At 39.8% G+C, this 21,071-nt stretch carries 16 protein-coding genes; 14 read left to right on the top strand and 2 right to left on the bottom strand.

Features of this window, described 5'->3' with window-relative positions:
• Positions 1-18 precede the first annotated feature (18 nt).
• From MN204_RS01380 to MN204_RS01370, 3 genes are all read left to right on the top strand, one after another.
• The gene (locus tag MN204_RS01380) at positions 19-1,446 is read left to right on the top strand and encodes an SLC13 family permease (RefSeq protein ID WP_249869274.1); all 1,428 of its coding nucleotides are present in this window, start codon (positions 19-21) and stop codon (positions 1,444-1,446) included.
• A gap of 216 nt (positions 1,447-1,662) precedes the next feature.
• The gene (locus tag MN204_RS01375; protein WP_249869273.1) at positions 1,663-3,372 is read left to right on the top strand and encodes a choice-of-anchor I family protein; all 1,710 of its coding nucleotides are present in this window, start codon (positions 1,663-1,665) and stop codon (positions 3,370-3,372) included.
• A 163-nt stretch (positions 3,373-3,535) separates the two neighbouring features.
• A complete protein-coding gene (locus MN204_RS01370) occupies positions 3,536-4,270 on the top strand; it encodes a glycerophosphodiester phosphodiesterase (protein WP_249869272.1) in 735 nt (244 codons plus the stop codon).
• Positions 4,271-4,463: 193 nt separating this feature from the next.
• Here MN204_RS01370 and MN204_RS01365 read toward each other — a convergent pair whose 3' ends face one another.
• Complete coding sequence (locus MN204_RS01365) at positions 4,464-4,826, bottom strand: hypothetical protein (RefSeq protein WP_249869271.1); 363 nt, start codon at positions 4,824-4,826, stop codon at positions 4,464-4,466.
• Positions 4,827-5,006: 180 nt separating this feature from the next.
• Complete coding sequence (locus tag MN204_RS01360; protein ID WP_249869270.1) at positions 5,007-6,320, bottom strand: nucleotide sugar dehydrogenase; 1,314 nt, start codon at positions 6,318-6,320, stop codon at positions 5,007-5,009.
• A 244-nt stretch (positions 6,321-6,564) separates the two neighbouring features.
• Between MN204_RS01360 and galU the strand changes: the two genes are divergently transcribed.
• The 11 genes from galU (at position 6,565) to MN204_RS01310 (ending at position 21,041) form a co-directional block, all read left to right on the top strand.
• Positions 6,565-7,449 (top strand): UTP--glucose-1-phosphate uridylyltransferase GalU, encoded by an 885-nt coding sequence (gene galU / locus MN204_RS01355; RefSeq protein ID WP_249869269.1) that lies wholly within the window; start codon positions 6,565-6,567, stop codon positions 7,447-7,449.
• A gap of 19 nt (positions 7,450-7,468) precedes the next feature.
• Positions 7,469-8,773, top strand: a complete 1,305-nt coding sequence (locus MN204_RS01350) for a UDP-glucose dehydrogenase family protein (RefSeq protein ID WP_249869268.1) — start codon at positions 7,469-7,471, stop codon at positions 8,771-8,773.
• Positions 8,774-9,234: 461 nt separating this feature from the next.
• The gene (locus MN204_RS01345; RefSeq protein ID WP_368858634.1) at positions 9,235-10,449 is read left to right on the top strand and encodes a glycosyltransferase; all 1,215 of its coding nucleotides are present in this window, start codon (positions 9,235-9,237) and stop codon (positions 10,447-10,449) included.
• A 33-nt stretch (positions 10,450-10,482) separates the two neighbouring features.
• Entirely contained in the window at positions 10,483-11,643 is a 1,161-nt protein-coding gene (locus tag MN204_RS01340) for a glycosyltransferase family protein (protein WP_249869267.1), read from the top strand.
• Positions 11,644-12,417 carry a glycosyltransferase family 2 protein gene (locus MN204_RS01335; RefSeq protein WP_249869266.1) on the top strand — a complete coding sequence of 258 codons (774 nt, stop codon included), beginning with the start codon at positions 11,644-11,646 and terminating at the stop codon, positions 12,415-12,417. It begins immediately after the preceding gene.
• A 176-nt stretch (positions 12,418-12,593) separates the two neighbouring features.
• Entirely contained in the window at positions 12,594-13,388 is a 795-nt protein-coding gene (locus tag MN204_RS01330; protein WP_249869265.1) for an ABC transporter permease, read from the top strand.
• Positions 13,389-13,728: 340 nt separating this feature from the next.
• Entirely contained in the window at positions 13,729-13,857 is a 129-nt protein-coding gene (locus MN204_RS21210) for a hypothetical protein (RefSeq protein ID WP_306798544.1), read from the top strand.
• A 43-nt stretch (positions 13,858-13,900) separates the two neighbouring features.
• The gene (locus MN204_RS01325; protein WP_249869264.1) at positions 13,901-15,463 is read left to right on the top strand and encodes an ABC transporter ATP-binding protein; all 1,563 of its coding nucleotides are present in this window, start codon (positions 13,901-13,903) and stop codon (positions 15,461-15,463) included.
• Positions 15,464-15,488: 25 nt separating this feature from the next.
• On the top strand, positions 15,489-17,432 hold the full coding sequence (locus MN204_RS01320; protein WP_249869263.1) for a glycosyltransferase family 2 protein: 1,944 nt from the start codon (positions 15,489-15,491) through the stop codon (positions 17,430-17,432).
• On the top strand, positions 17,425-19,581 hold the full coding sequence (locus MN204_RS01315; protein WP_249869262.1) for a glycosyltransferase: 2,157 nt from the start codon (positions 17,425-17,427) through the stop codon (positions 19,579-19,581). The genes MN204_RS01320 and MN204_RS01315 overlap by 8 nt, the downstream gene beginning before the upstream one ends.
• A gap of 11 nt (positions 19,582-19,592) precedes the next feature.
• Complete coding sequence (locus MN204_RS01310; RefSeq protein ID WP_249869261.1) at positions 19,593-21,041, top strand: ATP-grasp fold amidoligase family protein; 1,449 nt, start codon at positions 19,593-19,595, stop codon at positions 21,039-21,041.
• The last annotated feature ends 30 nt before the right edge of the window (positions 21,042-21,071 follow it).

The following is a 21,071-nucleotide window of genomic DNA, read 5'->3' as shown; positions in this document are numbered from 1 at the left end:
TGAAGAAGGTTATGAAAAATGTACAAAACGAAAAAGCTAAAGATGTTAATTTCAAATCGAATGGTTATAATGACTTTCGCCACAATTCTGCTAGTTTCCATTATCTATTTTTTACCGGAACAAGTGAGTTGGGGAGCGAGAACGACGATTGGAATTATGATGTATGGTCTTATTTTATGGGCATTCGTGCCAATACCGATTGGCATGACTTCACTGCTTGTACTCGTATTATTGATCTTATTGCAATCTGTGGAAATGGAAGTAGCGCTTAGCGGATTTGCATCACCAGCAGTACTGCTTATAATTGCAGGAATGATGATAGCAACGGGCGTCAATCAGACTAATTTAATGGATCGCCTCACCTACCGTTTACTATCAAAATGGGGAAAGTCTGCCAAAGGAATCTTTATCTCGTTATTTTCATTGATGCAATTACAAGCTTTTATTATCCCATCTACTGCCGTAAGAACATCACTGATGATGCCACTTGTTTCTTCAACACTGGATGCAGTCGGCGCAAAAAAAGAAACCAATTTCAGTAAGTTGCTGCTCGTCGGCACAGCGTTCGCAGGGAATGTCAGTGGAGTTGCTATCTTAACAGCCGCAATTGGAAATATATTGACGGTAGAGATTCTCCGTTTATATTTGGGGACAACCCTTTCCTATGTAGAGTGGTTTATCTATGCGTTGCCAATATGGTTATTGCTCATGCTAGTTGTTCCTTTTATTTTGTGGAAATCTTTCCCTCCAGAGAAGTTTTCATTTAATATACTTCAAGAGGAAATGAATGAAAATCTACAAAAGATAGGACCATATACGATAGAAGATAAAAAATGTTTAGGAATTCTCGGATTTACGATTTTGATATGGGTTACAGAGCCCTTCCATGGATATCATCCTACATTCGGAGCATTATTAGCAGTTATTTTAATGACAATGCCTGGCATAGGATTTGTGCAATGGAAAAAAATGATTGATGTGAATTTTGATATGGTGCTGCTAATTGGTGCTACCCTATCATTAGGATTTGCACTGATTGAGTCAGGTGCAATCGATCTCCTAGAGGTTCTTGTGACACCTGATTTTGTGTTAGAAGTCTTTTCTAACCCTTGGCTAGCAATTCCACTTGCCGTCATTGTTTCCCAAATCTACCACTTAGGAGTAACCAATGTTTCAACTGCAGTGGTGACTATCATGCCCGTACTAATCAGCCTATCGCAACAAGCGGGGCTTGACCCAGTAGTTATAAGCTTTGCGGCATCAGTGACTATTCTGCTTGGTTATATCCTTATCGTAGAAACAATGTCAAATGTAGTTGTCTATAGTAGTGGTAAAATTAGTCAGCGAGACTTCTTATTACCGGGATTATATTCAACCATTGCAAGTACGATTATTACAATACTCGTTGCTTTCACTTGGTGGAGATGGCTTGGCTTTTGGCCGTGATGTGTAAATGCTCCGAAACTGACATTAAGCGCTTGGCCCGGTTCGCTGAGTGCTCCAATATCTGAACTAGGCGCTCACCCAAACCACTGAGCGCTCCATGTCTAAGCTCTCAAAACATCCACCCAATCTTAACCAAAAAACCACACAAATCCAACAACCAATTAACATCCCTCCTGTAATATGACAAATGAAAGAGAAAATGGGAGGCACAACATAATGACATTTAAAAATAAATTCGTAACAGGTGCTACAGCCGCCGTTCTATTAACCAGTGCAATACCTTTCAATGTTTTTGCAGAACAACCGCCTTTATTCGAATATGGTGATAAAGAACTGACCGTTTCACAAGCAGCACAATATAATAGCGGTCTGGGCGAAGGTGGCACGGAAATACTGGCTTATGATTCCAAACTAAAGCGTGCATTTGTAACAAACGGTGCTGCAGCTGGGTTCGATATTATTTCGTTTCATAAACTGAAATCGGGAAACTATTCACAAGTCGAATCTGAGAAACGCATTCTACTTAAAGATTTTGGAATAGAAGAAATAGATGATATTACGAGTATTGCATCTCATCCAACGGAAGATCTGCTAGCAATTTCAGCAGTAAGTGATCCGAAGACAGATCCAGGCTTCATTGTATTCACTACAAAAGCTGGGGAGTATCTTAATCATGTGCAAGTTGGCTCATTGCCGGATATGGTTACCTTTACACCGGACGGTACGAAAGCGGTCGTCGCCAATGAAGGGGAACCAAGTGAAGATTATTCCGTTGATCCTGAAGGTTCGATTTCGATTATTGATGTGACAGGTGATCCAGCTGAGTTCACAGGCAATAACCTTACATTTGAAGGGGTTGAACTGGACGAGAAAGTAAGGATCAGTTCAAAAGGAACAACCTTACAGCAGCTGGAACCGGAATATGTTGCAGTTTCAGAAGACAGTCAAACAGCCTATGTTGCATTACAGGAAAATAATGCAATCGCAACCGTTGACCTTGAAAATGAAAAAATTCTCCACGTTAAAGGACTTGGAATGAAAGACCATTCCATACCGGGAAATGAAATAGATGCAAAAGACAACGGCGAAACGAAAATAGAAAAGCAACCACTGCTCGGATTCTATATGCCGGACGCAATTGATACATTTACACATGAAGGAAAAACATATATCCTGACACCGAACGAAGGAGATGCACGTGATTACGATGGCTATTCAGAAGAAGCGAGCATCAAAGATATTAAGAATAAAATCCAGCTGAATGCCGATCATTATGAAGGATATACACAGGAAGAACTGGATCAAGCTGTTGCTGCTGGGCTGCTTGATGAATTAGGGAAAACGAAAATTACCCTTGAAGAAGGCAAAAATGAAGATGGAATCTATGAATCCCTGCACACCTATGGAGCCCGCAGCTTCTCCATTTTTGATGCAGAAACGATGGAAATCCTTTATGACAGCGGCAGCGACTTTGAAAGTATTATAGCTGAAGCCATGCCAGAACATTTTAATACAAATAATGATGAACTAAAATACGATGGCCGCAGTGATGCGAAAGGTCCTGAGCCAGAAACGGTCGTAAGCGGAGTAATTGATGGAACAACGTATGCTTTCATTGCCCTCGAACGTTTTAGCGGAATCATGGTCTACGATCTATCTGACCCTTTAAACCCGGAATTCACGAAACTAATCTCAAGCCGTGATTTCAGTGAGGATGTCAGTGGGGATGTATCTCCAGAAGGTCTGCAGTTTATCCCGGCAGAGCAGAGCCCTACAGGAAACGCCCTGCTTGCAGCAGCACATGAAGTTTCAGGTACGGTTGCCGTCTATGAATTCAATGGGAAAATAAAAGGATCTCCAGATTGGAACCAAAGTAAAAACAAGCATGATAATCAAGGAAAAAGTAAGCACAAGCCGATAAAATAGAATGGCATATCCAATAAAGGTCCAGTCAATTAGACTGGACCTATTAATAATTTACACAATCGATAAGCTAAATTAACGTATTATTTACAAAATTCAACTATAATGTATGTATAGCGGACTAGATATCGATTGACACTTCCTAAAAACGAGAAGGGATGATTTAATGACAATTCGAGGTATAGCCCATCAAGGTTATTCACTTAAATTTCCGGAAAACACATTATCTTCTTTTCAGGCAGCAATTGATTTAGGATTCACACATACAAAACTTGATGTTCATTTAAGTAAAGATGGTGTTCCAGTAGTCATGCACGATCATACCATCGACCGTATGACAGATGGGTATGGGGAAATCAAAAACTATACAGTAAAGGAATTGCAAAACTATACCATTAATCATGACGAAAAAATCCCGACACTTGAGGAAGTATTGCGCTTGACCAAGAATCGGATAAAAGTCTTTATTGAATTAAAACAGACTGGATTTTATCACGGTCTGGAATTAAAGGTGTTTGAAATCCTAAACCAGTTAGAAGTACTGGATCAGGCTTATCTTGTCTCATTTAATCATCACTCCCTCGCAAGGCTCAGAGTTATCTCCAAAAAATTGCAGATTGGCCCATTAGCAAATGAACTGCTTCCCCATGAATATGAACTCCTAAAACCACTGAACATATCATTTTATGTCGTAAAGCACTACCGTAAATTGAATAAAGAATACGTAAACACGTTTGAAAAAGAGGGTATACCCATTGCGGTGTGGCCAGTAAACACAATTGATCAGATGAAACAAATGCAAAAGTTCCCAAAAATTTTAGTAGGAACGGACGAATTGGAAAAATACCAGGCTATTTTTTATCCGGAAACAGTGCCTAATTGGCAGGAGGTGGGAATGTAGGTGAGGAAATCAATATGGATGTATATGCTTTTTCCAGCTCTAGCAATGTTAGCTTTAAGAGGAAGATTTAGAAGTGAAGAGAAGTATGTGAGGATCGTATGAAATCGCACATGAAATAACCCTTAATCCCCGTAAAAGCTCCACGGACACTTTCTCCTTGTTGCACAACGATTAAGGGTTTTTCCTTGTATAGCTATTCTTCAAATAATTGATCAATTTCAATCTTTAACTCCTTTAGGATGCGATCGGCCTCAGCCCGAATCTCAGCAGTATGCTCATTCATACGATCTTGTTGTTGCTGGTTCAATTTTTCATGAAGATAATTTGTAGCCTCTTCCATGATTCTTTGTCTTTCTGTCTCTACAACCATCACCATATCATGGCGAATCTGTTCCCCCATTTCGGCTTGGCGCACTTCATAAATCTCTTCCACTTCCTGTGTCATTTGCTCCTGTTGTTCTGCAAGTAACTGTGCATAATAGTTGGCAGCAGCATACGTGACTGTCGCCCCAGCAAGGAATGTTACGATTGCTAAAGTGATCATTTTCTTTTTCATTAAAAATCACTCCTTACAGAACAATTTATGAATGCGTTACCATAACTATGCAGGATGCTTGGTTTCACCTCCTTTTAGTTGGGGTTCCTTACTTTAATTATATCATGATTAGTGATAATCGGAATCAGAAATAGAGTAATAAACTATAAAAAAAGCCCCCAAAACAAGGGGGCTGGAACATTATAAACTCCAATATTTATAACCTTTTGATTCATATTCTTTTTTATTGAGAATGCTTTTTATATCGATTAATACTTTTGTTTCATTTTTGTACATTTCATCCAGCATTTCAATCGTGTAGTCCTCTTTGAATACTTTATGTGGAACAGCTAGGACGATTGCATCAAGATCCCTTAACTCTTCTTTCTCAGCTAATTGAATGTTGAACACGTCTGAAACTTCTTCTTTATCGGCAAGAGGGTCATGAACAATGACTTCGACACCGTATTCTTGTAATTCTTCTACGATATCGATTACTTTTGTATTGCGTACGTCGCTGACATTCTCTTTGAAAGTAAGGCCCAATACTGCTACGCGTGCTCCATCAATTTCCTGCTTGGCTTTTATCATTTTCTTAATGATATTGCCGCCAATATATTTGCCCATATCGTCATTAATTTTTCTCCCTGAGAGAATGATCTGAGAATGGTAGCCAAGTTGCTCTGCTTTATAAGTGAAATAGTAAGGGTCAACTCCGATACAGTGTCCGCCCACCAATCCAGGTGTGAAATTTAGGAAGTTCCATTTTGTTCCCGCCGCTTCAAGAACTGCTCTTGTATCAATCTCCATTTTATTAAAAACCATGGAGAGCTCGTTCATGAACGCAATATTGATATCTCTTTGTGAATTCTCGATAACCTTTGCAGCTTCAGCAACTTTAATGGATTCTGCCTCATATACGCCAGCTTCGATAATGGAAGCATATAATTCAGATATTTCTTTAAGTGCTTCCTCGTCAGAACCGGAAACAATTTTTGTTATTTTTGTTAATGTATTTACTTTGTCACCCGGATTGATGCGCTCAGGAGAGTATCCAACTTTGAAATCGACACCATATTCAAGACCCGATAATTTTTCCAGAATCGGAATGCAAATCTCTTCTGTTGTTCCAGGGTAGACTGTTGATTCATAGACAACGATAGAACCTTTTGTCAATTGACGGCCTACTGTTTCACTTGCACCGATGACTGGATTTAAGTTAGGTGTTTTATCTGAATTGATTGGAGTAGGAACTGCCACGATATGAAATTTACAGTTTTTCAGTTCACTTTCATCATCGGTGAACAACATGGTAGTTTTCTTCACCATTTCATTCCCTACCTCATTTGTAACGTCCACACCATTCATATATTGATTTAGTTTCTGCTTATTTAAGTCATAGCCAACAACATCATATTTTTTTGCGAATTCTACGGCTAATGGAAGACCAACATAGCCAAGTCCAATGACAGATATTTTTTCTTCATGCGCCTGAATCTTGTTAAATAAACTCATCTTTTTTGCCTGCCTTTTATCAGTTAGTTTATTTCATCTATGCTCAATATTATACATTTATAAGTTTAGCATGTATAGCGGTTTAATTTCTAATAGAAATCATATTAAGTTGAATAAAACAATAAAAAGCATTTCTTCCCATTTCATGATTGGACATTCCCCCTCACCACGTGAATTTTAATGGATATATGGTAATATTATAAGTGGAATCACCGACATATAAAAAGAATAGGAGAGCAAGCTAATGAACGTAAAAAAAGCCATCATACCAGCAGCAGGCTTAGGTACCCGTTTTTTGCCGGCTACAAAGGCCCAACCGAAAGAAATGCTCCCGATTGTAGATAAACCAACCATTCAATATATAGTTGAAGAAGCAGTAGCATCAGGAATAGAAGACATTATTATTATTTCCGGCCGCGGAAAAAGAGCGATAGAAGATCACTTCGATAAATCATATGAGCTCGAGGAAAAACTCATGGAAAAGGGCAAACTCGAAATGCTTGAAATGGTCCAATCCATTTCCAATTTAGCCAATATCCATTATATAAGACAGAAGGAGCCTCGGGGTCTCGGACATGCAATTGCCTGTGCACATAGTTTTATCGGCAATGAACCGTTTGCCGTATTGCTTGGGGACGATATAGTCGTATCAGAGGAACCTTGTCTGAAACAATTGATCAATGTCTATGATGAAAATAAACAATCTGTCATCGGTGTTCACGATATCCCTTGGGAAGATGTTTCCAAGTATGGTATCATCAACCCTGCCGCAACAGAGGATGGCAGTTCGATTCGTGCAATTAAGTCTTTGGTGGAAAAACCATCACAGGCAGATGCGCCATCCAATTTGGCCATCATGGGGCGTTACGTACTTACGCCGGAAATATTTGATATTCTTAAAAATCAGGAGCCCGGAAAAGACGGTGAAATCCAACTAACAGATGCATTAAACCAATTGAACGAAAAGCAGCAGGTTCTGGCATATAACTTTAATGGCCAGCGCTACGATATTGGAGGTAAGTTGGGTTTTGTACAGGCAACGATTGATTTTGCTTTAAACCGACCGGACTTGCACGAGGATATTAAAGCATATATGGAACAGAAATTGGCTAGCTTAAGAAGTTATTAAACGGGAGTGGAAGACAGCTATGGAAATATCAGTGATTGGCACAGGCTATGTTGGCCTTGTTACAGGCGTTTGCCTGGCTCATATCGGAAATGAAGTAACCTGTATAGATATTGATAAAGAGAAAGTAAACACCTTGAAAAAAGGAATTAGTCCCATCTATGAAGAAGGACTTACCGAACTAATGGAGGAAAATATTAAAAACGGTAAACTAAACTTTACCTCCGATTACAAAGAAGGCTTGCAAGGGAAAAAGGTCGTTTATATCGCAGTTGGAACGCCGCAGAGTGACGATGGATCAGCGGATTTAACCTTTGTTAACCGTGCCTGCGAGTCCATTGCGCAAAACCTTGAAGACGATGTAATAATCGTGACCAAGAGTACCGTCCCAGTTGGTACGAATGAATATATAAAGCAAAAAATAGAAATGGATCTTAAAAAAGAGGTCAATATAAAAATAGCTTCTAATCCGGAATTTCTGCGTCAGGGATCTGCTGTATACGACACCTTTAACGGAGATCGAATTGTGATTGGATCAGACGATGAACATGCACTGGAACTGCTTGAGAAAATCAATGAGGGCTTCGGTTTGCCTATTTTAAAAACGGATCTTCGGAGTGCAGAAATGATTAAGTATGCATCCAACGCTTTTTTAGCGACAAAAATAAGCTTCATCAATGAAATGGCAAACCTTTCGGAAAAAATAGGTGCGAACATTGACCTTGTAGCGAAAGGGATTGGCATGGATAAGCGGATTGGTGAGAATTTCCTGAATGCAGGAATAGGTTATGGCGGTTCGTGTTTCCCGAAAGATACGAGAGCAATTATATCTATCGGGAAACAGGCAGATTATCCAATGCCAATACTTGAAAATGTAGTGGACGCGAATGAACGTCAGAGAGACATTTTGGTTGATAAAGTACTGAACAGTTACAAGGATATCCATGGTAAAAGGATTGCTGTATTAGGATTGGCATTTAAGCCGAATACGGACGATATGCGGGAAGCACCATCCATATCCGTAACGGAAAAACTGCTTGAACACGGTGCAATCATTTCCGCCTATGATCCCGTTGCTATCGATAATGCCAAGAAAGTACTTTCAAGTAAAGTAACTTATGCAACAGGTATTGAAGAAGCAATTGATGGAGCAGATTTGGTGTTGATTCTAACCGAATGGGCCGAAATAAAAAGGTTCCCGTTGGAAAACTATAAGGCGTACATGGCTAAACCGATTATCTTTGATGGCAGAAACTGCCATTCATTGGAAGCAGCAAGGGCAAGTGGAGTCGAATACCACTCCATAGGGCGACCTTCAATAAAGTGAAGCGTTACTCAGGCTTCAAAATGTCCCGCTAGTGCGGGATAAAACCTTTCGCAAAGTAGTGAAATTGAAAAATAAGGCATAGTAGAACTAAGAGGGCTGAGATACATTGCTTATGTTGTCATTAGATTAACTGATAGACTTTCATCATATTTGATATAAAGTCCGATGAGGAACAGCCGGAAAAAGGGATCTGAGTATATCAGATCCCTTTTTGTAAAAGCAAAAAAGCATAAAATGTTGCCAGTAATAAATGGAGTTACATAAACAGCTACGTCCAATCCGTCGTAGAAGCTGCCGTCATAAACACTGGCAACAAAACCATGCGCTTTCCGCTTCCTTATTTAAACAACGCTTTCTGACCAGTCGCCTGCGCTTTTGTAATCATTTCGACAATTTATTTATTCATTATGCTATGTTATAATTCGTTCAGTGTAATTACGATTTTTTAGCAGGTAAGAAAGGTGAAACATGCCTATCTGCATAAGACAATCAACACATTTGCAAAAGGTTTGGCGAATGCCAAGTCTTCTAAAATGAATTGCCTTACAAAGGATGACTGTATATTGGAAAAGAAACGAATTATATTTTTTATTTATCAAATGGGTGCAGGTGGCGCAGCACGTACATTATTGAACATCCTAAATAATATAGACCGTACCAAATTTAATCCGGTTTTGGTTACATTAGATTATGACGGGAATTATGAACAGTACCTAGACCCGGAAATAAAATTTATCAAACTGAAGACAAAGCGATTGAGGTCAGCAATTTTCCCATTGGCAAAGGTGATCAGAGAACAACGTGCCCACATCGTATTCAGCACGATTCCGAATTACAATACAATCGCGATACTGGCGAATCTTTTCTCCTTTAGTGGAGCAAAAAATATTGTCCGTGAAGCGGCATATCTTGGGGGCACACCTGCTTCCAACCTGAAACTGAGAATTTATGGCTTGCTTTATAAGCTTTCTAGTAAAGTAATAGCACTCTCTAGTGGCGTTAAAGAAAATATTGTTAATCGCTATAAAGTTAAATCAGATAAGGTAGAAGTAATCTACAATCCGGTAGATATAGACAGTATAGAGCGCGATATGAACGACGGTACGATAGCTAAAAATCACCTGCCGATTTTTGCCGGTCATGAAAAAATAATTATTACGGCTGGAAGATTAGTTAAAGATAAGGACCAAGAGACTTTAATCAGAGCTTTTGCGGAAGTAAATAATCGGATCGATGCGAAACTGATAATTCTTGGTGAAGGAGAACTGGAAAGTGAATTAAAAAGCCTTGCAGAAGAATTACATATTGCAGATAGAGTTTACTTTCTTGGATTTCAGCAAAATCCTTATATATACTTCAAGCAAGCTGATGTGTTTGTCCTGTCGTCAAAACGAGAAGGTTTCGGTCATGTGCTTGCGGAAGCACTTGCTACAGGGACACCGGTTGTTTCAACGAAGGCACAGCCTGGAGCCAAAGAAGTATTGAATGATGGCGAATATGGGTTAATGTGTGAAGTTGGGGATGTAAACGCATTGGGCGAAAAAATATATGAAACACTGACATGGAATGAAGAACAATTGAATCATGCCATTCAAAAAGGTCTGGAACGTGCCGGCACGTTCCACGCAAAAAAGATTGTTAAAAAATACGAGAAAGTATTTCAGCAGAACTATTAAAAGAAATAACTTGTGAACAGGAGATGAAGGAGTATGCATACTCCAAAGCGTGTAGTACAGCTGACAACTGTGCATCATCCATATGATCCACGTATCTATCATAAAGAATGCAAGTCACTGCAAAATGCGGGCTTTGATGTTACGTTAATTGCCCAGGAAGGTGACAATCATACAGCGGATGATAAACCAATCAGACATATCCCATTAAAAAAATACAATAGCAGGCTGAAAAGAATGACACTTGGGGCATTTCGTGCATATAGAGAGGCCAAAAAACTAAATGCTGATGTGTACCACTTCCATGATCCGGAGCTTCTACCTGTTGCATGGCTATTGAAAAATAAAAGAAATGTAGTCATTTATGATGTCCATGAAGATTACATTACGAGTATTTTACAAAAGGATTATATGAGCATGCCCGTAAGAAAAGTGATTGCTTCTGCGTATAAGTTTATAGAGAAGTTTTTCACCCGGGATTTTGAACTCTGTCTTGCCGAAAAATATTATAAAGATATTTACCCTGAAGGAAAATGCATTCTCAATTACCCTACAATTAACGAAAACTTCCTGAACAGCAATCGGAAAGAACGAGCGGAAAACAAATTATTGTATACTGGTAATGTATCCATTGTAAGAGGTGCAATGCTTCACTCCAAAATTCCATTAATTGATGAAAGCGTCCAGGTGCATTTTGTAGGTAAATGCCCAAGTGAGCTTGCTGAGAAGATGTATGCTGCGGCAGGGGATCAAAAGGATCATTTGATTATCGAGGGAATTGACCAGTTTATCGAAAAAGAAGTGATTGAAGATCGATATTTAAAAACGAACTGGCTCGCAGGCATCGCGCTGTTCCCACCTACAGAGCATTATAAGAAAAAGGAACTGACTAAATTTTTCGAGTATATGAACGCTGGAATACCGGTCATTTGCTCTGATTTCCCTGTTTGGAAAAACTTTATTGAAACGTATCATTGCGGAATTGCAGTCAATCCATTTGATGATAATGAAATAAGGCAGGCAATTTCCTATCTGAGAGATAACCCAGAAGAAGCAAAAAAGATGGGGGAAAACGGAAAAAGAGCTGTGATGGAAGAATTGAATTGGGGGACAGAGGAGAAAAAACTCGTTTCCTGGTACCGGGAACTCCTTCACATTGAAAAAACTGGTAGTATACAAGAAGGAATAGGTGATTAAATGGAACGCAACCCACTTATTTCAGTAATTACTCCTTCCTATAATGCGGAGAAATTTATTGGGTACACAATTGAATCGGTTTTAAATCAGACCTACTCGAATTGGGAAATGGTTATCGTGGATGATTGCTCCACTGATAATACGACTTCAATTGTGAAAGAATATATGGAGCGGGATAAAAGAATAAAACTTTTCGTCTTGGAAGAAAACAGTGGTTCCGCTGTGGCTAGGAACACGGCAATGGAAAATGCAAAAGGACAGTATATTGCATTTCTTGACAGTGATGATTTGTGGCTGCCGGAAAAGCTGGAGAAACAGCTAAGTTTTATGCGCGAGAAGGAAATTGCTTTTTCTTTCACAAAATATGTTCGAATACTGGAAGACGGAACGAAGACAAATGCTGTGAGCGAGGCACCTGAATCCGTCAATTATGATGACTTGATGAAGCGATGTGTCATCGGTTGCCTTACAGTTATGCTTGACAGGGAAAAAATCGGCAATTTGAAAATGGTCAATATACGGACAAGACAGGATTATGTCTATTGGCTTACGATTACGAAGAATGGCTTCCTTGCATATGGTTTACCAGAAATATTGGCGGAGTACAGGCTCGTAGATAACTCGATCTCGAGCAATAAATGGAAAGCAGCCAAACGAAACTGGTATGTTTTCAGAGAGATCGAAAAACAGAGTCTCCCTAAAAGTATTTGGTATTTCTCCCATTATGCAGTAAGGTCCATCAGGGATCTTATCAAGTGGAGAACGAAGCGGTAGATTCTATTATTTTTGATGAATATAATTATAATTAAGTGAAATAAAAAATAATATTAAAATTATAATAAAGTAGTGATATTGCTTTATATGTAATTTGATTATTAAACTAAAGGGTAAACATAATTAACTGAATCAATTGGTTGTATGTTTATATACTAGGCGGTGTCATCGTATTTATGAAAAATTATATACAGGAAATGTTAAAAAGGAAAGATTTGCTGTTCTATCTGGTGAAATCCGGATTGAAAGCTGAACACCGAAATAGCTATCTAGGCTATTTCTGGTGGCTGCTCGACCCATTACTAAACGTATTGGTCTATTATTTCTTGGTTGTTATCGTACTCGAACGCGGTGGCGAAAACTATCCGCTCTTCCTTGTTGTTGGACTAGTAGTCTGGCGCTGGATCAGTACAAGTATAAGTTCTTCATCAAGGTCGATCTTGAGATATAGTTCCATCATTAATCAAGTGTACTTGCCAAAGTCTTTATTTCCATTATCGTTTACGCTGACTCAATTGTTTAACTTCTCCTTTGGGTTAATCGTAATCGCGTTGTTTCTCGTGATATATGGTGTAATGCCTGATTGGCATATTGTTTATTTACCGTTGATCATCTTTATCCAGCTGATCGCTCATTTGGCGTTAGGATTGTTCCTCGCATACATTACTATATTTGTAAGGGACATCGAGAACTTGCTTACGTACGTCACTCGTATCTTTTTCTATGCATCACCAATCATCTGGGAAGGTGCCAGGTTATTAAGAAGCGAACGTCTGCCGGATTGGCTGAAAGTATTGGTGGAATATAACCCTGTGGCAATATTGGTTACATCCTACAGAGATATCTTAATCGACCACCAGACACCGAACATGATGGCACTTCTCGTTATATTCATCATTTCTGTGGCATTAGGTATATTCATGCTTTATTACTACAGCAAAAATGAACATAAAATTATTAAAGCTTTATAATAAAAGCTGTTTTATGAAAAAGTGGGACTGCGGTTACTCGTTCCACCGAAAATCCGTAAACTGCGACATAACTTAGGTTTATCCCGGAGATATGTGCTTCTGCTGCCGTCCGGGATCGCTCTGGGCGGATGCTTTCCGCGGGCACGGCCTCAGCCTCCTCGAGAAAACCACTCTGCGGGGTCTTCGGACACGTGCTGTTCCCGCAGGAGTCACCGCCCGCCGCTCACCCGGACTGGTGAAACTGTATGATTCTATTTCGGCTACTGCGTGGAGTATTAGCAGCAATCTTCAAACTAGCTCTGGGAAATACATGGAGACTTCTGCGGGAGCAGAGGCATCGGTGAGACAGCGCAGCGCTTTAGCGCAAGTTGGCTCACCAGCCGCCCGCGAAAAGCGCAGTGTATTTTCCAGAGCGGTCGCCGAAGCACCTTATCCGACGTCGCATTATATACCAATCGTGTGGGTATAAAGCAACAACTATCACAAAAGCCCATCATAAAAGAGGTTTTAATATGGAAAATAAAAACAATCAGCCAGCATCGCAGGAAGATGTCATTGTTGCTGAAAATATTGGTGTTTCCTTTGAAGACAGCAGATACCGTGATGATATCAAATCACTCGCTTTCGGAATGTTTAAAGGCAGAAAAGAAAAGAAAGAACCTGTATGGCCATTAAAAGACATTGATTTCACAGGCCACCAAGGTGAAATTCTCGGAATAATTGGATCCAATGGCGCCGGGAAAACAACACTAAGCAAAATCATCGCCGGCATTCTTCAGGAAGACAAAGGAAATATCAAAGTAGATGGAAAAGTAACAGCATTATTTTCATTCGGTATGGGATTTAATAAGGAATTGACCGGACGCGAGAATGTCTATTTGAATGGAATGATGCTCGGAATAAACAAAGAGCTAATCAATCATTATATTGACGAGATCCATGATTTTTCCGATATCGGAGATTTTATCGATCAGCCAATGAAGTATTACTCAAGCGGAATGAAGGCAAGACTTGGCTTTAGTGTGGCAGCACATCTGGAACCGGAAATCCTTATACTTGATGAGGCATTAAATACTGGTGATGCAAAATTTAGCAGAAGAGCTGCAGAAAAAATGAAAGTACTAGTAAAACAAGCTAAGATGGTTATTATCGTCACCCATAGTTTGCGCTATGCCGAACGAAACTGCGACAGACTGATGTGGATTGACGGCGGACATGTCAGGGAGATTGGTGATCCAAAAGAAGTAGTGGAACATTATAAGGCTACTGTTCCAGCTGCACCGCCAAGGAAAAAAAGAAGCCTGCAGCTAAACAAAACCGAGACAGATATTAAAGATAGAACGATCGTAAAAGCAGAAAATGTCGGCGTTTCCTTTGAACTTAATTCAGGTACATTCTGGGCCTTAAAAGATGTTAACTTTGAAATAAAAGAAGGGGAAGTTGTCGGGATCATCGGTCATAATGGTGCCGGGAAAAGTACGCTTTGTAAAGTGCTGACAAATATCCTTAGACCTGACGAAGGAAACATTGAATTGAAGGGAGAAACCTCGTCCCTTCTCGGTTATGGTACAGGATTTAACGCCCAGCTGTCAGGAAGGGATAATGTCTATCTTAATGCCATGCTGCTAGGTATACCCAAAAAACGAATAGAATCCAAGTTTGACGAAATTGTTGAATTCTCGGGGTTAAATAAAGCAATTGATAAACCTGTCAAACAATACTCATCCGGAATGAAATCAAGGCTCGGATTCAGTATTGCAGCCATTCTGAAACCGGATATATTCATTATTGATGAAGCACTCTCTACAGGGGATATGGCATTTCAGCAAAAGGCAAGTGAACGTATCCAGGACATGATGGAACATGCGAAAGCAGTAATTATCGTTTCTCATAGTATGAACTTTGTGGAAAAAGTCTGCACGAGAGGAATCTGGATGGAAAGAGGCCAGGTCCGCTTTGACGGAACAGCGGAAGAAGCAGTTGCAAAGTATAGGGAGTCACTCGGCATAAATAATAAAAAACCGAATCCAAGGAGTAAAATCATCAATAAAAGAAAAGCAACTGAAAAAGAATAATTGTACGATATGGTGGTGTCTATAAATGATTAGCACAATAAAAAAAGCAATTACAGGTCCAGCTGACTGGCTGTTATATACCGTTTTAAATGAAAAACAGAGAAAAACGCTGCTCAATCTTCTTACAGATGAACAAAAGAAAAAGATAAAGCAGCGTCTAATGGGAAGAAAGCAGGAGCAAAGGCAGCAGCTGAAACAGATAAAGTACCACCTGTACAATTTGGGTTTTACGGAAAGAGCACTTGCTGAACTGACTTATTTTTTTGAAAACATCAAAGACCCTCAACTCAGAAGACTTGCCGCGTGGGAGTTAACGCTATGGCATGCGAATCAATTGACGGAAGCAGATGCAAAGAAAGCACTCGAGTATAGTGAGGCAGCAGCACATGGCGAAAAAGAAGCGAACCAGCTGAGACGAATAGCCATCATTCGAGCTGAGTTGTATGAAACTTGTAACGAGTTGGACAAGGCTAAGCATGTCATTGATGAGATGCTGAAACGGCAGCAACATGCTGATTTATACCTTGCAGCAGCTAATTTGGAAAATGATATCGCTGAGCGTGTCAAGTGGATCAATCGGGCAATGACGAATTATACCTTGCAGCCAATTGAATTTGCATCAGAAGACAGAAAACCGGAATACGATGATCTGAGAACGCTAGATATGAACAGAAAAATCGTGGAAGGTCCAAAAGTTTCTGTTATCCTTCCGGCATTTAAGGCAGAAGGTGGAATCAGGGTTGCGATTGAGTCTATTCTCTCGCAAACTTGGACGAATCTGGAACTGCTCGCGGTTGATGATTGCAGTCCGGATCAGACGGCAGCAGTTATCCGGGAATATGCTGAAAAGGATTCACGAGTGAAATTACTGTCTACCCCTGTCAATAGCGGACCATATGTCGCCCGTAATATCGCATTGCAAAAAGCGTCAGGTGAGTTTGTGACAATCAATGATTCAGACGACTGGTCTCACGCAGAAAAACTTGAAATCCAAGTTAACCATTTAATAAAAAATGAACACGTGATTGCCAATACGTCAGAACACGCCCGTTTAACGGAAGACTTAAAGCTATATCGTCGCGGAACACCAGGTAAATATATATTCCCGAATATGTCGTCTATCATGTTCAGACGGGAACCGGTATTAGAGAAAGTTGGTTATTGGGATAGTGTCCGTTTTGCAGCAGACGGCGAGTTTAAACGGCGTCTTATTAACGTTTTCGGGAAAAATAGCTATGTCGATTTGAAGTCAGGACCTTTATCGTTACCTAGACAATCCGTCACTTCCCTTACCGGTAGTTCTGCATTCGGATACAATGGATTTTTCATGGGAGTGCGCAAAGAGTATGTTGAAAGTCTGGAATATCATCATCAAACAGCACAGTCACTACGGTACCCGTTTCCAATGGAGTCAAGACCATTTCATGTACCTGAACCAATGTGGCCCAACAGGGAAGCGAAGCCATCTGGAAGCCGCATCTTTAACATCGTGATTGCGACAGATTTCAGAACAATCGACACAGACGAAAAGAAAATGATCCATGAGCTTTATTTGAAAAAGGATTGTCGAATCGGGTTCGTGCAGTTGAATCAATATCATTTAAATGCAGAAAAAGAGATAAAGAGAGACATTAGACAACTGCTGGATGGCGATAGGGTACAGATGCTTGTATACGGTGAAAAGATTCAAACAGATAGATTGATCGTTATCAATCCCACTGTTTTGGAGGAGCATCAACGGTACATCCCGGAGGTCAAAGCAGATGCCGTACATGTTGTAATCAGTCGGCTGCCTGCTAATATGCAGGAAAGCCAAAGAAACTTGAAAGATTATTTTAATCATGAAGGAGAATGGTTTCCAGCTACACGTGATGTAAAGCAGAGCATAAGTGAGAGTCATTTAAGTGTAAAGGATGAAGTTAGCTATCACGATCACGTCTGGGAGCCTGGGATGGCTTATGATGAATAAAGAGTCTCTTAATGAAGCAACCCGGAAGACAAATGAAGAACGAAAGCAACAGCTCGAGGAAATGGATCAACTTCTTGAAGCTAAAAAAGCGCAGAATGAAGAACTGAAACAAAGCCTGGAATTCTATAAACGGGAATTCTTGAAAGTACAGGACACAATCCAGAAGCTGACTAAATTTAAAAAGGCAGGAATGTCCAAGATAAAGGCTATTCCTGCCTATGCGCTTGGAAGAAGGAACATCAAACAGGTCTACAGTAAAACCTATAAACAGAAAAATGCTGCAAATAAACTAAAAAAATATAACTATCATTTATATGATTTAGGTTTTGAAGAAAGAGCATCGTCAGATTTACAGACAATGCTTCTCCATACGAAAGATCCCTATTTTAAAAAAGCAATAGCCTGGGAGCTTGGCTTGTGGTATGCGAATAAGCTGACGGATATCGGAGCAAAAATTGCACTTGATTATATAGAACTGGCCATGTATAAGGTTAAGGATTTAGCTTCCCTTCGTAAAGCTGCAATTTTAAAAGCGGAGGCTTATGACCTTCTCGGTGAACCAGAAGAAGGCAGGCGAATTGTTGGCGATTTATTGAAAAATCAGATCCATGGTGACCTTTATTTAGCTGCTGCCAATTTGGAAGCGACAAGTGCGGATCGTTTGAAGTGGATCAATAAAACGTTGAAATTATATGGTTTGCAAGAGGTAAAACTATCGGAAAATGATAATGTAAATGCCTATTATAATTTAACAACCGACCCGATTCAACAACAAGGGCTAGCTGGACCGAAAGTTTCGGTAATTATCCCTGCGTATAATTCTGAATCGGGAATTCGTGTAGCAATCGAATCTGTTCTCGCACAAACATGGAACAACCTGGAAGTTTTGGTTGTGGATGATTGCAGTACAGATCATACACCTGCCATCATAGCCGAATATGCGGAACGCGACAGGAGAGTGAAACCACTCCAAACCCCTGTCAACAGTGGAGCGTATACCGCTCGTAACATTGCCCTGAAAGAGGCGATAGGTGAATTTATAACAATCAATGATGCGGACGATTGGTCACATCCTGAAAAAATAGAAAAACAAGTGCGACATCTAATAGAAGAAAAAGATATTATCGCGAATACATCCGAACATGCTCGACTAACGGAGGATCTTAAATTATACAGAAGAGGGATGCCCGGCCAATATATTTTCTCCAATATGTCTTCCATTATGTTCAGACGTGAACCGGTAGTAGAAAAAGTAGGATATTGGGACAGTATCCGGTTCGCGGCAGACAGTGAATTTAAGCGCCGTTTGGAAGCCGTTTTTGGGAAAGACAAGCTGGTTGATTTGAAAACTGGTCCTCTATCGTTTCCGATGCAATCATCCGGTTCACTCACCGGAAATTCCGCCTTTGGATATAGCGGTTTTTTAATGGGGATACGGAAAGAGTATGCAGAAGCATATCGCTTCTATCATAAAGAAGCGAAATCCCTGTATTTCCCCTTCCCACAGAAGGAGCGTCCGTTTCCAGTGCCTGAACCAATGTGGCCAAAGCGGGAAGAGAAGGTATCCGGCAGGCGTCACCTGGATATAATCATGATCTCTGATTTCAGAACGACACCGGATACAGACCTATTGAAACAAATAGAACTATACAAATATAAAGGTTTGCGTACTGGATTGATTCAGATGAGTCAATATGATGCTAAAATAAAAAAAGAAATAAACCCATCGATTCGAAAGATGATAGATGGTGAACATATACAAATGCTCGTATACGGTGAATCTGTAGCTTGTGACATTCTTATCGTTCATAATCCTGCAATCTTTCAGGAAAAACAGAAGTATGTACCGACAATATTCCCAAGGGTTGTCAGAGTCATCATCACGGAGCTGCCCCATGAAGGAAAAATAAAAAATTACACTATTCGGCAGTGTGCAAGACATATCGGTGAATATGTCACTAAAACAGCAAAATGGTACCCGGTTAATCAGGAAATACGTATGAATCTGATGGAAAATCATCACCGTGAACTGAAGTCCATTCAGCTTTCAACGAACAACTGGCCAGTCATAGACGAAGGGAAAGAAGCGACATTTATTTCATTTATAGAGAACTGGATGGTGGAAGCTAATCCATTTATTCTGGAATAACGCGAAAGGGGGTGGCTGTAATCAGTGAGAATAAAAATAATCAAACAGATAAACGAGAAAGCATAAGTGAACAAGATCAATCTGCAATGTCACACCAGGTGGAGAAACAGGAAGCAGATAAATTAATCGAAGCGTTAATTAAAAAAGAAGCTGAAATTAAAAAAACCGACACTGAGATCAAAGACAGTGAAAAGCTAATCAAAAACATTAAGAAAAGCAAAACATGGCAACGTTCCAATTCCATTCGTAAATGGGTGCCATCGGGCAATGGTCAAAAACAATATATTGCCGAATTAGAAGAGGAGCTTGGCATTACCCAAAATGAATTAATTGCTGCACTGGAATTGATCAATGAACTAAAAATCGAAAATGCACGATTAGACTATGACAGTGTATGGAGAATCGCAAAGGAACAAAAGGATGAGGGCAAGCTCGTTGATTTATTGGACAAGCTAATCAATAAGAAGAAGCAAAGTGATCAAAATTATAATCATCTGCTGCAATCCTCAGCCAGGTTGTTTGAGAAAGAAACGTACGAATACAAACAGCTTGTCTACTCTAAAGTTCTGTCTGGTTTGAAAGTGGAAGATATTCCTGAGTTCATGGTGAGATCAGGACTTTCTGAAGAAAATATCTTATTAAAGCAAGCTTCCTCTTTCCGTGCCAGTTTGAATATGAGAATGAGGCAGCTCCAGCTTCAGGGGAGCCTTCCTGAAATGGTTTTGGATGATAAAAAAATGGCGTATCACTTTATGAATCAAATGAACATCCGAATCCCGCAGCTATCTGATCAAACGTACCGGCTGAATGACATTCCCGAACAAGAAGGAATTGTTATAAAACCTGCAGATGGAGCCGGTGGACGTGGGGTTTATCTTGTTTATAGCATTAATGATATAATAGACATTAAAAAAGCAAAAAAACTCACGAATTGGCCACTATTACGTCGAAGTATGGAGAAAGACATCGATTCCGGACAGGTCAACACAGATGAATGGTTAGTGGAAGAATTAATTTTAGAAAATAAAAAGGAAAAACTTCCTGCCCGAGATATTAAATTTTATTGTTTTTATGGTAAAGTCGCCCTTATATTAGAAATCGTGCGCTATCCGGAGCTGAAATATTGCTGGTGGACAAAAGCTGGCGAAAGAATCGCGACAGGTAAGTATGATGAAAGTTTATTTAAAGGTCGTGGTGTAACGGACGATGAGATAAACCAGGCCTCTACCATCAGTGCTGAAATACCGGCTCCTTTTATAAGGATTGATTTTCTGAGATCTGATGAGGGCTTGGTATTCGGTGAATTCACCCCAAAACCTGGGAATTATGATGAATTTGATACAGAAACTGACAAGTGGCTCGGAGATTATTTTATCGAAGCGCAAGGACGACTTGAGATTGATCTATTAAATGGTAAGCAGTTTACACATTATACAAAGCTGAAGGAAAATCATAGATAGTGTTTAATTGGTGGAAATTTAGGAGGAAAT

This window comes from Oceanobacillus saliphilus (assembly GCF_023522835.1).
In the GTDB taxonomy this organism is placed as follows: domain Bacteria; phylum Bacillota; class Bacilli; order Bacillales; family Amphibacillaceae; genus Oceanobacillus; species Oceanobacillus saliphilus.
This window is presented reverse-complemented; position numbering and strand designations above follow the sequence as displayed.

Bases quoted from the DNA above. Each gene is read 5' to 3' on its own strand.
- MN204_RS01380 (WP_249869274.1), top strand. From the start codon at position 19: ATGTACAAAACGAAAAAGCTAAAGATGTTAATTTCAAATCGAATGGTT.
- MN204_RS01375 (WP_249869273.1), top strand. From the start codon at position 1,663: ATGACATTTAAAAATAAATTCGTAACAGGTGCTACAGCCGCCGTTCTA.
- MN204_RS01370 (WP_249869272.1), top strand. From the start codon at position 3,536: ATGACAATTCGAGGTATAGCCCATCAAGGTTATTCACTTAAATTTCCG.
- MN204_RS01365 (WP_249869271.1), bottom strand. From the start codon at position 4,826: ATGAAAAAGAAAATGATCACTTTAGCAATCGTAACATTCCTTGCTGGG.
- MN204_RS01360 (WP_249869270.1), bottom strand. From the start codon at position 6,320: ATGAGTTTATTTAACAAGATTCAGGCGCATGAAGAAAAAATATCTGTC.
- galU (WP_249869269.1), top strand. From the start codon at position 6,565: ATGAACGTAAAAAAAGCCATCATACCAGCAGCAGGCTTAGGTACCCGT.
- MN204_RS01350 (WP_249869268.1), top strand. From the start codon at position 7,469: ATGGAAATATCAGTGATTGGCACAGGCTATGTTGGCCTTGTTACAGGC.
- MN204_RS01340 (WP_249869267.1), top strand. From the start codon at position 10,483: ATGCATACTCCAAAGCGTGTAGTACAGCTGACAACTGTGCATCATCCA.
- MN204_RS01335 (WP_249869266.1), top strand. From the start codon at position 11,644: ATGGAACGCAACCCACTTATTTCAGTAATTACTCCTTCCTATAATGCG.
- MN204_RS01330 (WP_249869265.1), top strand. From the start codon at position 12,594: ATGAAAAATTATATACAGGAAATGTTAAAAAGGAAAGATTTGCTGTTC.
- MN204_RS01325 (WP_249869264.1), top strand. From the start codon at position 13,901: ATGGAAAATAAAAACAATCAGCCAGCATCGCAGGAAGATGTCATTGTT.
- MN204_RS01320 (WP_249869263.1), top strand. From the start codon at position 15,489: ATGATTAGCACAATAAAAAAAGCAATTACAGGTCCAGCTGACTGGCTG.
- MN204_RS01315 (WP_249869262.1), top strand. From the start codon at position 17,425: ATGAATAAAGAGTCTCTTAATGAAGCAACCCGGAAGACAAATGAAGAA.